Origin of the sequence: Sphingomonas sp. 22176, assembly GCF_052045505.1 — a bacterium.
GTDB lineage: Bacteria > Pseudomonadota > Alphaproteobacteria > Sphingomonadales > Sphingomonadaceae > Sphingomonas.
Window position 1 is genome coordinate 671939 of record NZ_JBQEPL010000001.1, and the last position, 13732, is coordinate 685670.

Below are 13732 nucleotides of genomic sequence, written 5' to 3' on the forward strand. Positions count from 1 at the left end.
TATCATGGCGAGCGGGGGCGATGGCGGCAAGCGCCAAAGCGGCACGGACTCGCGATTGCGGGGCCTTGCAGAAACGGGGCTTGCAGCGCTAGGCGCGGCCGATGACCAGCACCTCCACGATCGGCGCCGAGCGCCTGGCCCGCCGCATGGCGCGCGGTTGCGAATTCCTGGGCAGCGAGGTCGCCATCCTCGGCGGCGCGATGTCGTGGGTGTCCGAGCGCAACCTGGTTTCCGCCATCTCCAACGCGGGCGGCTTCGGCGTGATCGCGTGCGGCGCGATGAGCCCCGAGCTGCTCGATGCCGAGATCGCCGCGACCAAGGCGCTGACGGACAAGCCATTCGGCGTGAATCTCATCACCATGCACCCGCAGCTGTTCGAGCTGATCGACGTGTGCGGCAAGCACGGCGTCGGCCATGTCGTGCTCGCGGGCGGGCTGCCGCCGGCGGGCTCGCTCGATGCGATCAAGGGCCACGGCGCCAAGCTGATCTGCTTCGCCCCGGCGCTGAGCCTCGCCAAGAAGCTGATCCGCTCGGGCGTCGACGCGCTCGTCGTGGAAGGCATGGAGGCCGGCGGCCATATCGGCCCGGTCTCGACCAGCGTGCTGGCGCAGGAAATTCTGCCCGAGGTCGCAGCCCAAGTGCCGGTGTTCGTCGCCGGCGGCATCGGCCGCGGCGAGGCGATCGCCGGCTATCTCGACATGGGTGCGGCGGGCGTCCAGCTCGGCACGCGGTTTGCCGCGGCGACCGAGAGCATCGCGCACGCCAATTTCAAGAAGGCGTTCATCCGCGCCTCTGCCCGCGATGCGATCGCCAGCGTGCAGATCGATCCGCGCCTGCCGGTGATTCCGGTGCGCGCGCTCAAGAATGCCGGCGGCGAGCTGTTCACCGCCAAGCAGCGCGAAGTGGCGCAGGCGCTCGACCAGGGCGGCATCGAAATGGCCGAGGCGCAGCTGCAGATCGAGCATTACTGGGCGGGCGCGCTGCGCCGCGCGGTGATCGACGGCGATGTCGAGCATGGCAGCGTGATGGCCGGCCAGTCGGTCGGCATGGTCACCAAGGAAGAGCCGGTCGCGACGATCATCGAAACGCTGATGGCCGAAGCCGCGCACGCGCTGGAGAAGCGCGCGGCGTAAGAGGCCGCGCCCTCCACGAACCCGTCGTCATCCCCGCGAAGGCGGGGATCCATTGGCGCTGGACCTGCGGTTCCTGCCACCAGCGTCCTGGCAAATGGATTCCCGCCTTCGCGGGAATGACGATGGTTGGTTTGGCGTGCGTCCTCAGCCATGCCGCAGCGTCAACCGCATGTCTTCTGCGCTTTTGCTGCGCACACCGCTTGGCGCGGGTGCGCACAATCTGTTACCGCTGACACATGGCCTTGACCGCAGCCGCCTCCGCCCGGGAAATCCTCACCCGCCTGCACGACCTGATGGCGAAACGGCTGCCGGTCCAGTCGAAGCTCAACGCCGTCGCCAACATCATCGGCGAGGCGCTGCACAGCGAGGTCTGCTCGATCTATCTGCTGCGCGAAGGCGTGCTGGAGCTGTTCGCGACGCGGGGGCTGGCGCAGGAGGCGGTGCACGTCACCAAGCTCGGGCTGGGCGAAGGGCTGGTCGGCACGATCGCCGCGCATGTCGAGACGCTCAACCTCGACGAGGCGACCAGCCACCCCAATTTCGTCCATAATCCCGAAACCGGCGAGGACCGCTTCCACAGCTTCGCCGGGGTGCCGATCATCCGGCGCGAGCGGGCGGTGGGCGTGCTCGCCGTGCAGCATGTCGATCCGCGGCGCTATGCCGATATCGAGATCGAGGCGCTGCAGACCGTGGCGATGGTGCTTTCCGAGCTGATCGCCAATGCCGAGCTGATCGACGCGACGGGCGGCACCTCCACCCGGCTTCAGCCGACCGCCTCCGGTACGATCCGCGGCTTCCCGCTGGTGGAGGGCATGGCGCGCGGCGTCGCGGTGTTCCACCAGCCGCGCATCACCATCGAGCATACCGTCGCCGAGGATACCGAGGCCGAGCGCCACCGCGTCTATGCCGCGTTCGACAAGATGCGCGAGCAGATCGAGCGCATGACCAGCCAGGCCGAATTCGGCAGCGGCGGCGAGCATGAAGAGATCCTCGCGACCTACAAGATGTTCGCCTATGACGAGGGCTGGAGCCGTCGCATCAACGAGGCGATCGATTCCGGACTGACCGCCGAGGCGGCGATCGAGCGCGTCCAGCAGCGCACCCGCCAGCGCATGCGCGAGATCGACGATCCGCTGCTCCGCGACCGGATGCACGATCTGGAGGACCTGTCCAACCGGCTGCTCCGCATCGTCTCGGGCCAGCTCGGCACCGCTGCGCAATTGGGCCTGCGCCAGGATTCGATCCTGATCGCGCGCAATCTGGGGCCGGCCGAGCTGCTCGAATATGATCGGCGGCGGCTGAAGGGCGTGGTGCTCGAGGAAGGCTCGCTGACGGCGCACGTCACCATCGTCGCCCGCGCCATGGGCGTGCCGGTGCTGGGCCGGGCGCGTGCGATCCGCCGCGAGGTTGCCGAGGGCGACCTGCTGCTGCTCGACGTGGGCGAGGAAAGCGTGTTCGTCCGCCCCTCGCTGGCGATGGAGGAGGCGTTCGAGGCCAAGCTTGCGCTCAGCCAGAAGCGGCGTGCGGCCTTCGCGCAGCTCAAGAACGTGCCGCCGGTGACCAAGGACGGGCACCGGGTGACGCTGATGGTCAATGCGGGGCTGCGCGACGACGTTTCCGCGCTCGACCTTACCGGTGCCGACGGCATCGGCCTGTTCCGTACCGAGTTCCAGTTTCTCGTCTCGGCGACGCTGCCCCAGCGCGAGGCGCAGCGGCGACTGTATCGCGACGTGCTGGATACCGCGGGCGACCGGCCGGTGGTGTTCCGCACCGTTGATATCGGCGGCGACAAGGCGCTGCCCTATCTGAATCACGACGAGGATGGCGAGGAAGAGAACCCCGCCATGGGGTGGCGCGCGCTGCGGCTCGCGCTCGATCGCGATGGCCTGATGAAGGCGCAGGCGCGCGCGCTGATCGAGGCCGCCGCCGGGCGGACGCTGAATGTCATGTTCCCGATGGTCTCCGAGCCCTGGGAGTTCGACCAGGCGCGCGCGCTGTTCGAGGCGCAGCATGCCTGGCTCGCCGCGCGAGGACGCAAGCTGCCGACCGAGATCCGCTACGGCGCGATGCTGGAGGTGCCGGCGCTGGCCGAGGTGCTCGACCTGCTGCTGCCCAAGCTGCAGTTCCTGTCGATCGGCACCAACGACCTTACCCAGTTCCTGTTCGCGGCCGATCGCGCGCACCCCAAGCTGGCGCTGCGCTACGACTGGCTGAGCCCGGCGATCCTGCGATTCCTCAAGCGGGTGAGCGACCAGGCGCGGGCGGCGAACGTGCCGGTGGCGGTGTGCGGCGAAATGGGCGGGCGGCCGCTCGAGGCGCTGGCGCTGATCGGGCTCGGTATCGACCGGCTGTCGATCACGCCGGCGGCGGTGGGGCCGATCAAGGCGATGCTGCGCTCGCTCGATCGCGGGGCGGTGATGGCGACGATGGAGGAGATGCTGCGGCATCCGGAAGCACCCTTACGCGACGTGCTGACCGGCTGGGCAGCGGCACAGGGCGTCGAACTGGCCTGACCCTCCACCGGAATGATTTCCTCCCGGCGTTGACAGCAACATGGCCGGGAGGGCATCCCCTGCAGCATAAGGCGGGCGTTCCAGGGTCTAACGCGTTCGCCGGAGGATAGAATGCAAGGCGACACGCCCGAAGAATTCACCCCGTCCACCGCGCGTCCCGGCGAGCGTCTGCGCGCCGCGCGCGAAGCCATGGGGCTGGATCTCCCCGAGATCGCCGCGCGCACCCGCATTCCGCAGCGCCACCTCGAAGCGATCGAGCAGGGCACCTATTCGGGGCTGCCGTCGATCACCTATGCCAGCGGCTTCGCCAAGGCCTATGCCCGCGCGGTGAATGTCGACGAGGTGTCGATCGCCCATGATGTGCGCGCCGAGCTCGGCAAGATCGAGCGGCCCGCCATCACGCCCGAATATCCGCTGCAGGAGCCGTCGCGCGCAGCACCCGGCGGGATCGTCTGGCTGGGCGTGATCGTCGCGCTGGTGATCATCGCCGGCATCGGCATCTGGTACGGCACCAACTGGTTCCGCGGCGGCAGTTCTTCGCAGGGCGACAGCCTCGTTCAGCAGCTTGAGCCTACCCCGACCCCGGCGGCTGCCGTGGCCGCGCCAGCCCCGACGCCGACCGTTCCCGCCGTCGAGCACGTCACCCTCGTCGCGCGCGGCCCGGCCTGGATCCGCATTACCGACGCGACCGGCAAGAAGCTCGCCGAGAAGGAACTGACCGCCGGCGAGCGTTATGACGTGCCCGACGATGCTGATCATCCGCGCATCCGCACCGGTCGCCCGGACCAGCTGCAGGTGCTGCTCAACGGCAGCGAAGTCGCGCCGCTCGGCACGGAGGTGAAGGTGGTCGAGGCCGAGCTGACCTCGGCGGCACTCCGTGCCCGCGGCCAGCCCGGCGCGACCCCGTCGCCGACGCCGGACGCGGCCGCCGCGGCAACGCCGCTGCGCCGTCGCAGCACGCCGCGCGCGGCCAGCAGCGATGCGACCGCCGCCCCTGCGGCCGCCACCTCGCCGGCGGGCGACACGCCCAACCCCTGAGGGGGTGGCGCAAGCGGGCGCCGCTTGGCTATAGCGGCGCCACGCCTCCGTTCCCCGGGAGGCGCGTAAGGATTGATCGACGATGCGTATTGCTCTCGCAGCGGCACTCGCCTTTGCCGCATTCGGCTTCAACGGCACCGCGATGGCGCAGGCCCAGGACGGCAATGTCGGCCAGCGCGTCGACAAGCTGGAGCGCGAGATGCGCGCCGTGCAGCGCAAGGTGTTCCCCGGCGGTGCCGGCATGACGGTGGAACCGCAGATCACCCAGCAGGTCGACAACACGCCCCCCGGCGTGCCCGCGACCAGCCCGCTCGCCGACCTGACCGAACGCGTCGCGGCGCTGGAAAGCCAGATCCAGACGATGACCGGCCAGATCGAGCAGAACCAGTATCGCATGCGCCAGCTCGAAGATGCGTTCGGCGCCTACAAGGCCGCCACCGACGCGCGCGTGAAGGCACTGGAGACCCCGCCGCAGCCGGTCGCCGATGCGATGCCGACGGATGGTGCAGTGGCTGCGTCGGGCGATTCCTCCTCCGCCCCGGCCCAGCCCTCGGGCGATCGCGCCGCCAAGATCGCCGCGGTGGGCAAGCCGAGCACCGGCGATGCGGGCGAGGATCTGTATCTCTACGGATTCCGCCTGTGGCAGGCCAAGCTCTATCCCGAAGCCGCCAAGGCGCTGGAGCAGTACAAGGCCAAATATCCGACCGGCAAGCGCGCCAGCTTCGCGCGCAACCTGCTCGGCCGCGCCTATCTCGACGACAACAAGCCGAGCATCGCGGCGGTGGCGCTATACGAGAACTACACCAAGGACCCCAATGGCGAGCGCGCTCCGGACAGCCTCTATTACCTGGCGCAGGCGCTGGTGAAGCTGAACAAGCCGGCGGGCGAGGTCTGCAAGGTTTATGACGAGCTGAACAAGGTCTATGGCCCGGGCCTCTCGGCCGAAATGCGCGCGGGCGTTGCCAAGGGCCGTGCGGATCAGCGCTGCAAGTGACGCGTCGCTGATCGACGCGATCGCGGGCGCCGACGTCGCCCGCTTCCTCGCCGACTGGCGCGCGGTAGCCGGGCAGACGCCCGGCGCCGAAGCACCGGTCGGCGTTGCCGTTTCGGGGGGCACGGACAGCCTGGCGCTGCTGCTGCTCGCCCGTGCTGCCTTCCCTGGTGCCGTGGTCGCCGCCACGGTCGATCACGGGCTGCGTGCGGAATCAGCGGACGAAGCGGCGTTCGTCGGCACGCTCTGCGCGCGGATCGGCGTACCCCATGCGATCCTGCCGCCGCGGCCCGAGATGCTGGCAGGCGGCAATCTTCAGGATCGTGCGCGAGCGATGCGCTATCGCTGCCTTGCCGATTGGGCGGTCGCCGCCGATGCCCCCTGGGTCGCGGCCGCGCACCAGCAGGACGATCTCGCCGAAACCTTCCTCCTCCGCGCCCGGCGCGGGGCAGGGCTGGGCGGACTCGCCGCAATGCTCCCCTGCCGGCCGTTGCGCCCCGGTGCGCCCACCTTGCTGGTCCGTCCGCTGCTCGGCTGGTCGCGCGCCGAGCTCGCGGCGCGGGTTCAGGCCGCCGGCATCGAGCCCGTCGAGGATCCCTCGAACCGCCACCCGCGCTTCGATCGCAGCCGGGTGCGCCGCCTGCTCGCCGAAACTCCCGAACTGCCGCCCGCACGCCTTGCCCTCGCCGCAAGCAACCTGCGCGATGCCGAGGCCGTGCTGGACTGGGTGGCCGCGCGCGAATGGGCCCCCCGCGCGCAGGTCGAGGACCGCAAGGTCACGCTCGACCTCGCCGATCTCCCCCGCGAACTCCGTCGCCGTCTCGTCGCCCGCGCCCTCAAGACGGTGGTCGATGCCCCGCCCCCGCGTGGTTCCGGACTTGACCGGCTGATCGCCGCGGTGGATGCCGGTGGGGTGGCGACCTTGGCCGGAGTCGTGGTGCGACCGGGACCCCGCTGGCAGTTCGCGCCGGCGCCCCCGCATCGATCACCATGATCGACGTTGTTCCATTGTCATTGACGCCGCCGCGCCTATCTTAGGGCTTGAAAGGTACCGGGTACACGATGAGCGAAAACGGCAAGCAGCAGGGTCCGGAAAACGGGGGCAACAACCCCTGGATGAAGAGCCTGCTCATCTGGGTGGGAATTCTCGCAGCCCTGGCGCTGTTCGTCACCTTGTTCGACACCCGCACCGCGCAGCCCACGGGCAATGCGATTCCCTATTCGACCTTCCTCGACAAGGTCCAGGCGGGCGACGTGAAGGACGTGAACATCTCGGTCGGCTCCGGGGTGATCACCGGCAGCACCAGCGAGGGCAAGTTCCGCACGAACAATCCGGGCGACGCCAAGCTGGTCGAGACGCTGCGCTCGAAGGGCGTGGTGATCAACGCGCGTCCTGAGGACAGCCCGTCGATCTGGCAGTATATCCTCGTCCAGTCGCTGCCCTTCCTGCTCTTCCTCGGTATCGCCTTCTTCGTGCTGCGCCAGATGCAGAAGAATTCGGGCTCCGGCGCGATGGGCTTCGGCAAGAGCCGGGCCCGCCTGCTGACGCAGAAGGAAGGCAAGGTCACCTTCGACGACGTCGCCGGTATCGACGAGGCGCGCGAGGAGCTGCAGGAGATCGTCGAGTTCCTCAAGGACCCGTCGAAGTTCGCACGCCTGGGCGGCAAGATCCCCAAGGGCGCGCTGCTGGTCGGCTCGCCCGGTACGGGCAAGACGCTGCTCGCCCGCGCGATCGCGGGCGAGGCAGGCGTGCCCTTCTTCACCATTTCGGGTTCGGACTTCGTCGAGATGTTCGTCGGCGTCGGCGCCAGCCGCGTCCGCGACATGTTCGAGCAGGCCAAGAAGTCGGCGCCGTGCATCGTCTTCATCGACGAAATCGACGCGGTCGGCCGTTCGCGCGGCGCAGGCCTGGGCAACCAGAATGACGAGCGCGAGCAGACGCTGAACCAGCTGCTGGTCGAGATGGACGGCTTCGAGGCGAACGAAGGCATCATCATCGTCGCCGCCACCAACCGCCCCGACGTGCTCGATCCGGCGCTGCTGCGTCCGGGCCGCTTCGATCGCCAGGTGCAGGTGCCGCGCCCCGATATCGAGGGCCGCGTGAAGATCCTGCAGGTCCATATGAAGAAGGTGCCGATCGCACCGGACGTCGACGCCCGCGTCATTGCGCGCGGCACGCCGGGCTTCTCGGGTGCCGATCTTGCCAACCTCGTCAACGAGGCGGCGCTGCTCGCAGCCCGTCGCGGCAAGCGGCTGGTCGCGGCGCAGGAATTCGACGACGCGCGCGACAAGGTACTGATGGGCGCCGAGCGCCGCTCGATGGTGATGACCGACGACGAGAAGCGGATGACCGCCTATCACGAAGCCGGCCATGCCCTGGTGTTCGCGCACGAGCCGACGGCCGATCCGATCCACAAGGCGACGATCATTCCGCGCGGTTTCGCGCTGGGCATGGTGCAGCCGCTGCCGGAGCGCGATTCCTACAGCTATCATCGCGACAAGATGCACGCCGATATCGCCGTGGCCTTTGGCGGCCGCGTCGCCGAGGAACTGATCTTCGGCTATGACAAGGTGAGCTCGGGCGCCTCGAACGACATCATGCAGGCGACCCGCCTCGCCCGTGCGATGGTCACGAAGTGGGGCCTGTCGGACAATCTCGGTCCGCTCGACTTCTCGGACAGCGAGGACAGCTTCACCGGCTATTCGGTGGCGCGTTCCAAGCCGATGTCGGACGAGACCGCACGGCTGATCGATGCCGAGGTGAAGGCTTTCGTCGAGAAGGGCCTCCACCGCGCGCGGCAGATCCTGGGCGATCATACCGACCAGCTTCACACCATCGCGCTGGCGCTGCTCGAATACGAGACGCTGACCGGCGAGGAGATCAAGAAGCTGATCGCCGGCGAGACGCTGGATCGCGGCGATCCCACGGGTACGCCGGGCATGCCCGCGGTGGGCGGCACCTCGATCCCCAAGACGCGCAAGCTCAAGGATCCGTTCGGCAACCCGGCACCGCAGGGCGCCTGACGCCGCCTAGCATTGCTGGGTTCAGCTTTGCAGCGATAGAGAACGCTCCCGGGAACGCCTCCCGGGAGCGTTTTTCGTATGTGGCGACTGTTTCCGGCCGCGGGCGGGCTGATGCTCGTGGCGATGCTGTAGCGATGCTTCCCTCAAGTGATCGTGTAAACATAGGATAGTATTGGCGAAAGTACCGGAACGCCGGTCATTTGCAGGCAGTTGGTTGGTCGCCGTCCGGCATCGACCCTGCCGGGCGCATCGATCACACGAAGCGCAAGGAGCGGACCGATGGACTATCGCAAGCTGGGATTTGGACTGGGCATTTTCTCGATAGGGCTCGGCATCGTCGAACTCGCGGCGTCGAAGCGGATTGCGCGGGGCTTGTCCGCGGAAGACCATGAAGGTGTGGTGCGGGCGTTCGGGGCGCGCGAGTTGCTGGCAGGCGCCGCACTGCTCTCCGGCCCGGCGCACGGCGTGCGCGTGTGGAACCGGGTGGCCGGCGATGCGATGGACATCGCCGCGCTCGGGCTCGCCGCGCGACGGGCGCCGCAGAACAAGGCGGTGTGGGGCGCGATCGCGTTCGTCGCCGCGGCGACCGCGATCGATATCGTGACCGCGGTCGGGCTGGATCGCACCACGGGGAAGACGCTGCCGGTCGGGCAGGAGGGCGAGGCGGATGCCGACAGCGCGACCGCCGCGGAGACGCCAGTAGTGGTTGAGGGCAAGGCCACCTCGATCGAGCCGGGCGGTGCGCAGGCTTTGGCGCCAGCAGCGGGCTGACGATCTATCCTCCCCCGCCAGGGGGGGGTGTCAGGCGCAGCCTGACGGAGGGGGAGGAAGCACGCCGATCGAGAGGTTCGTGCTTCCTCCCCCTCCGTCGCGCTTCGCGCGCCACCTCCCCCTGGCGGAAGAGGATGGAAGCGCTCCTACTCCCCCTTGGTGGTCGCGTTGGGGTTCGGCCCACCCTCGTAGTTGATATGGCTCTGCCCGCCATGGCCCATCAGATGGCCGGGGCCTTCCTTCGCTGCCTTTTCCGGATAGGGGTTCGGATAGGCGCCGCCTTCGCTCTCCCCCTTCGATTTGCCATGGGTATCGACGTCGGAGACGCCGTCGGGCGCGCCCTTGTGCGCGTCGCCACCGCTCGCCTGCATTGGCTGTTTGTCGCTCATTCGCCAAGCTCCTGATTTTCGCTGCTTCTCTCCGACCAACGAAGCGACGCGGGCGCACGTTCCGCTGATCGCCTGCGTCGTTCAGCACGGTAAAGGCAGCTATGTTGAAGAAGCCGGAACGAGCCGCGCAGTCATTGACGCGGCGGATCTTAGTTGATGCACGTTAAGTGCAAATAATCGATCACTGAAGAAGTATATGAACCATGTGCAGGGCCCATCCGCTCTCTTCCTGTACGCAATGCTCAAGGAGAGACTGCATGTTCATGCACAACAAACGCCTGCAATATACGGTGCGGGTGGCCGAGCCGAACCCGGTGCTCGCCTCGCTGATGCTCGAGCAGTTCGGCGGACCCGATGGCGAGCTGGCCGCGGCGATGCGCTACTTCACGCAAGGGTTGGCCGAGGACGATCCCGGCCGCAAGGACCTGCTGCTCGACATCGCTACCGAGGAGCTGAGCCATCTTGAGGTGATCGGGTCGATCGTCGCGATGCTCAACAAGGGCGTGAAGGCGCATATCTCCGAAGGCGATATGGAAGAGGCCGAGCTGTACATGTCGCTGACGCAAGGGGGGAACAGCCACACCCAGGCAATCCTCTATGGCGGCGGCCCTGCGCTGACCAACTCGGCGGGCGTGCCGTGGACGGCGGCCTATGTCGACAGCCGCGGTGACCCGACCTGTGATCTGCGCTCGAACATCGCCGCGGAGAGCCGCGCCAAGATCGTCTATGAGCGGCTGATCAACATCACCGACGACGCGGGCATCAAGGACGCGCTCAAGTTCCTGATGACGCGCGAGGTGGCGCACCAGAAGTCGTTCGAGAAGGCGCTCTATGCGATCGAGGACAATTTCCCGCCGGGCAAGCTGCCGGGCGTGCCGGAATATTCGAGCATGTACGTCAACACCTCGCAGGGCGAGGGCGACATGCGGGGGCCGTGGAACGACGGGCCGGAATGGGACCGGGTCGACGATCTCCAGCAGACGCTGCCAGCCGATGATGGCGACGGCATGCCGACGGTGACGCTGGGTTCGGCCGACACCGCCGCGCTGAGCCAGCTGGCCGAGCGGACCAAGTCCGATCCGTCGACCAACCCGACCACCGGCGCCGATATCGCCGCCGGCCCGGGCGCGGGGCGGACCAAGAGCGACGTGGAAGCCTGAACCTTCCCTCACCCGGCCGGGCATGCGCTCGGCCGGGATTCGTTCAGCGGCGCGCGAGCTTGTCGAGCCAGGCGCCGAGCCGGCCGCGCGAATAGGTGAGCGCCTGGTAGAGGCCGAGCGATGCCTTGGCCCAGCGGATATACAGCCCCGGCGTGCCGAACCGATCCGCCGCCCAGGCGATGCGGTGGCTCCAGGCCGCGATCCCGGCGCGGGTGCGATAGACCAGCTTGCGCCGCCACCCGATCCCGGCAGCGCCCGGCATCACGCGCTTCTTCGGGCGGATCCCCCGCCGCGCCCAGGTCAGCCGATAGGCGAGCCCCTCGCGGCGATGGCGCAGCCCGGCGTCCTGCGTCCCCGCGATGAAGTCGGCGTCCACCGCATCGAGCGCCAGCCGCCCTTCGCCGATCGCCGCCGCCACCATGTCGCGCAGCAGCGGCGCGCGCACGATCACGACATTGGTGCCGCGCCCGTCGGACGAATAGGGCTCCACCCAGGCATCCCCGAACGCGATGTCCGCGGTCTCCGCGACGACATCGTCGCACATGTTGCACGCGCTGTTCTGGAAGAAGCCCGCGCCCCAGTCGCCGTCCGCCAGATGCCACCAATCCTGCCAGCGTGCGCTGCCGTCGGCGAGGGTCAGGTGCGCGGTGTACCAGTTGGCGGGGCGATCGGCGTCCTTGCGACGATACTCCACCGCGGTAACGACGTCGGGATCCACGTCCAGCTGCCAGGCGAAGCTGTCGACCAGCCGCCCGCTCTTCATATGTCCACAGAACAGGCCCAGCGTGGCGGTGATGCGCTCGGCAAGCACCGGCTCGGCAGCGCGGGCGAGGTGCACCGCCTTGATGAAGCAGGGGATACCGACCACCGCATAGCGGCCCGGCACGCGGCGGATCTCGTCCAGCACATGGGCGAGGTGGACCGGGTGGTAGCGCGAGCGCGCGCCTTCGGCGATCTGGTCGAGGCTGCGCGAGATGCGGTAGCCGAAATGCGGCGCACCGGGGCCGGGCAGGGGCACGACATGCGCGACGCCGTCGATCAGTCCGCGGCGGAGCAGCTCGGCCGCGACCCAGCTGACCATTCCTCCCGAGCTGCCCCCGGCGCGGAACTCTCCCTCGGCGACATGGCCGACATAGGCGGTTTCGAACCGGCCGATCCGCTGGTCCGCTATAGGCGCGACCGGGAAGCGATCTTCGGCGATCGCGTTCTCGTCGACCGCCCGGGGCGAGAAGGGACAAATGGCGGCGAAGCGCGGCGTCGGAGTCTCGCGCCAGCCGGGCGGGCCCTGGGGCTTGAGCTGGCGATAGCCGTCCCAGCCCATATGCCCGCCGCCGCCGCCCGAGGCGCAGCCGCCGCAGCCGATGCACAATCCGGAGCGAACGATGGCGGCCGGGCTGGGCGCCTCAGCCAAGCACCTTGTCCAGATAGGCGTTCGACTGGTCGCGCAGTGCCTCGATCCTGCCGCCGATCGCGGCGTCCAGCGGCACATCGAGGATCGCGCCGAGATCGATCCGCGCGCCGGGTACCAGCAGATGTCGCTCGGCACCGAGCAGCGCGGTCAGGTCGCGCACCTTGTTCATCCGGTAAGGCGAGGGCGCGCAGGCGAAGGGCGTCTCGTTGACCAGCGCGAACACGCAGCCATGGAAGAAGTTGGTAAGCACCGCCTGCGCCCCCGCCGTCGCCGCGGCGAAGTCGTGCGGGCCGGCGTCGAGCCATTGTTCGTCCGCCCAGTCGTTGCGATAGCCGATACTGATCAGCCGGATGCCGCGGGCGGTCGCCCAGCTGCGGGCTGCCGCGGCGAAGTCGTCGGGCATGGCATGGCCATAGACCAGCGCATAGCGGCCCCCGGGGACCGGCGTCGCCGCATCGGGCTGGGGCGGGAATTGCAGGCAGGGATCGAGCACCAGCGGCGGCGTCTTGCCGGTCGCCTGCGTTACCAGCAGCCTGCTGTTTTCGTCGCGCACAGCGATCGTGTCGAACCGGCGCAGCTGGTCCTGCCAATAGGGGTCGAGCCCGGCATCGGCATCATAGCTGCCGAAGCTCGCCGCATAGGCGGCGACGCAGTCGGCATTGAGCCCCTGGCCGAAGAAGATCGAGGCGCCGCCATACCAGGGATGGCGCAGGTTCCACACCTCGTCGCTGCCGACCAGCACGGTATCCACGCGCGGCATTTCGATCGGGTCCACCAGATCGAAGCCGGGCGACAGCGGCAGTGCATCAAAGGCGCAGAGGAATTTGCGCAGCTTGACGCCATAGCGGCGGCGGTCCTCGGCGCCGGCACGCACCGGCAGCGTCGGCTGCAGCGCGTTGCGCCACTCGGCGCGGGTGACGCGCGGCGATTCATGGTCGAGCAGCATCACCCGGTGCCCGCGCGCATGCACGCCCTCGGCCAGGCAACGCGCTTGCCAATAGGAGCCGTAATTGATGCAGCGGTGGAAGGTGAGGATGCCGACGCTGCGCGTATCGGTGCGCAGGTCGTAGAGAAGCGTCGAAGAATCGTCGGTACCCGGCAGTTTCATGCGTGCACGCACCCGATGCCGAAAACGGCCGAAGCCATGTGGTGTCCTCCCTCTGGTTGCGCGATGAACGAGGGGGAGGGCCGTGAGTTGCGCGTTCAGCCTAAAAATCAAAGGTTAATTTCGTCTTCGACATGGTAGACTACGTAAGAGGATCGGCGGTCGAGCGACGTTCTTCGTGTTCATTTGCGAGCGCG

General features: G+C 68.4%; 12 protein-coding genes. 9 read left to right on the plus strand and 3 right to left on the minus strand.

Annotated elements, in window-relative coordinates; all coding sequences use genetic code 11:
- Positions 1 to 101: 101 nt before the first annotated feature.
- From ACTJKY_RS03190 to ACTJKY_RS03220, 7 genes are all read left to right on the plus strand, one after another.
- Positions 102 to 1133, plus strand: coding sequence for an NAD(P)H-dependent flavin oxidoreductase (locus tag ACTJKY_RS03190; RefSeq protein ID WP_440844149.1), 1032 nt, complete (start codon positions 102 to 104; stop codon positions 1131 to 1133).
- Positions 1134 to 1369: 236 nt separating this feature from the next.
- Positions 1370 to 3646 carry a phosphoenolpyruvate--protein phosphotransferase gene (gene ptsP / locus ACTJKY_RS03195; protein WP_440844150.1) on the plus strand — a complete coding sequence of 759 codons (2277 nt, stop codon included), beginning with the start codon at positions 1370 to 1372 and terminating at the stop codon, positions 3644 to 3646.
- A 111-nt stretch (positions 3647 to 3757) separates the two neighbouring features.
- Positions 3758 to 4684: a helix-turn-helix domain-containing protein gene (locus ACTJKY_RS03200; RefSeq protein WP_440844152.1), complete on the plus strand. Its 927-nt coding sequence runs from the start codon at positions 3758 to 3760 to the stop codon at positions 4682 to 4684.
- An 82-nt stretch (positions 4685 to 4766) separates the two neighbouring features.
- A complete protein-coding gene (locus ACTJKY_RS03205; protein ID WP_440844154.1) occupies positions 4767 to 5678 on the plus strand; it encodes a hypothetical protein in 912 nt (303 codons plus the stop codon).
- Positions 5656 to 6669: a tRNA lysidine(34) synthetase TilS gene (gene tilS, locus ACTJKY_RS03210; protein ID WP_440844155.1), complete on the plus strand. Its 1014-nt coding sequence runs from the start codon at positions 5656 to 5658 to the stop codon at positions 6667 to 6669. The genes ACTJKY_RS03205 and tilS overlap by 23 nt, the downstream gene beginning before the upstream one ends.
- Before the next feature lie 68 nt (positions 6670 to 6737).
- Positions 6738 to 8699 carry an ATP-dependent zinc metalloprotease FtsH gene (gene ftsH, locus ACTJKY_RS03215; protein ID WP_440844156.1) on the plus strand — a complete coding sequence of 654 codons (1962 nt, stop codon included), beginning with the start codon at positions 6738 to 6740 and terminating at the stop codon, positions 8697 to 8699.
- 279 nt (positions 8700 to 8978) lie between these two features.
- The gene (locus ACTJKY_RS03220; RefSeq protein WP_440844157.1) at positions 8979 to 9470 is read left to right on the plus strand and encodes a hypothetical protein; all 492 of its coding nucleotides are present in this window, start codon (positions 8979 to 8981) and stop codon (positions 9468 to 9470) included.
- Positions 9471 to 9616: 146 nt separating this feature from the next.
- Here the strand turns inward: ACTJKY_RS03220 and ACTJKY_RS03225 are convergent, their stop codons facing one another.
- Positions 9617 to 9859: a hypothetical protein gene (locus ACTJKY_RS03225; protein WP_440844158.1), complete on the minus strand. Its 243-nt coding sequence runs from the start codon at positions 9857 to 9859 to the stop codon at positions 9617 to 9619.
- Between ACTJKY_RS03225 and ACTJKY_RS03230 the strand changes: the two genes are divergently transcribed.
- Positions 9849 to 10016, plus strand: a complete 168-nt coding sequence (locus ACTJKY_RS03230; protein WP_440844159.1) for a hypothetical protein — start codon at positions 9849 to 9851, stop codon at positions 10014 to 10016. The genes ACTJKY_RS03225 and ACTJKY_RS03230 overlap by 11 nt on opposite strands.
- A gap of 100 nt (positions 10017 to 10116) precedes the next feature.
- Positions 10117 to 11019 carry a manganese catalase family protein gene (locus tag ACTJKY_RS03235; protein WP_440844160.1) on the plus strand — a complete coding sequence of 301 codons (903 nt, stop codon included), beginning with the start codon at positions 10117 to 10119 and terminating at the stop codon, positions 11017 to 11019.
- A gap of 43 nt (positions 11020 to 11062) precedes the next feature.
- On the opposite strand, the gene ACTJKY_RS03240 is transcribed toward ACTJKY_RS03235, so the two are convergent.
- Together ACTJKY_RS03240 and ACTJKY_RS03245 are read right to left on the minus strand one after the other, a co-directional pair.
- Positions 11063 to 12430: a Coenzyme F420 hydrogenase/dehydrogenase, beta subunit C-terminal domain gene (locus ACTJKY_RS03240; RefSeq protein ID WP_440844161.1), complete on the minus strand. Its 1368-nt coding sequence runs from the start codon at positions 12428 to 12430 to the stop codon at positions 11063 to 11065.
- A complete protein-coding gene (locus tag ACTJKY_RS03245; RefSeq protein ID WP_440844162.1) occupies positions 12423 to 13538 on the minus strand; it encodes a polysaccharide pyruvyl transferase family protein in 1116 nt (371 codons plus the stop codon). Before ACTJKY_RS03245 ends, ACTJKY_RS03240 begins: the two co-directional genes overlap by 8 nt.
- Between the last annotated feature and the right edge of the window lie 194 nt (positions 13539 to 13732).

What these genes read in the sequence shown, in the direction of transcription:
- ACTJKY_RS03190 (WP_440844149.1), top strand. Translation starts at nt 102, where the DNA reads ATGACCAGCACCTCCACGATCGGCGCCGAGCGCCTGGCCCGCCGCATG.
- ptsP (WP_440844150.1), top strand. Translation starts at nt 1,370, where the DNA reads ATGGCCTTGACCGCAGCCGCCTCCGCCCGGGAAATCCTCACCCGCCTG.
- ACTJKY_RS03200 (WP_440844152.1), top strand. Translation starts at nt 3,758, where the DNA reads ATGCAAGGCGACACGCCCGAAGAATTCACCCCGTCCACCGCGCGTCCC.
- ACTJKY_RS03205 (WP_440844154.1), top strand. Translation starts at nt 4,767, where the DNA reads ATGCGTATTGCTCTCGCAGCGGCACTCGCCTTTGCCGCATTCGGCTTC.
- ftsH (WP_440844156.1), top strand. Translation starts at nt 6,738, where the DNA reads ATGAGCGAAAACGGCAAGCAGCAGGGTCCGGAAAACGGGGGCAACAAC.
- ACTJKY_RS03220 (WP_440844157.1), top strand. Translation starts at nt 8,979, where the DNA reads ATGGACTATCGCAAGCTGGGATTTGGACTGGGCATTTTCTCGATAGGG.
- ACTJKY_RS03225 (WP_440844158.1), bottom strand. Translation starts at nt 9,859, where the DNA reads ATGAGCGACAAACAGCCAATGCAGGCGAGCGGTGGCGACGCGCACAAG.
- ACTJKY_RS03235 (WP_440844160.1), top strand. Translation starts at nt 10,117, where the DNA reads ATGTTCATGCACAACAAACGCCTGCAATATACGGTGCGGGTGGCCGAG.
- ACTJKY_RS03245 (WP_440844162.1), bottom strand. Translation starts at nt 13,538, where the DNA reads ATGAAACTGCCGGGTACCGACGATTCTTCGACGCTTCTCTACGACCTG.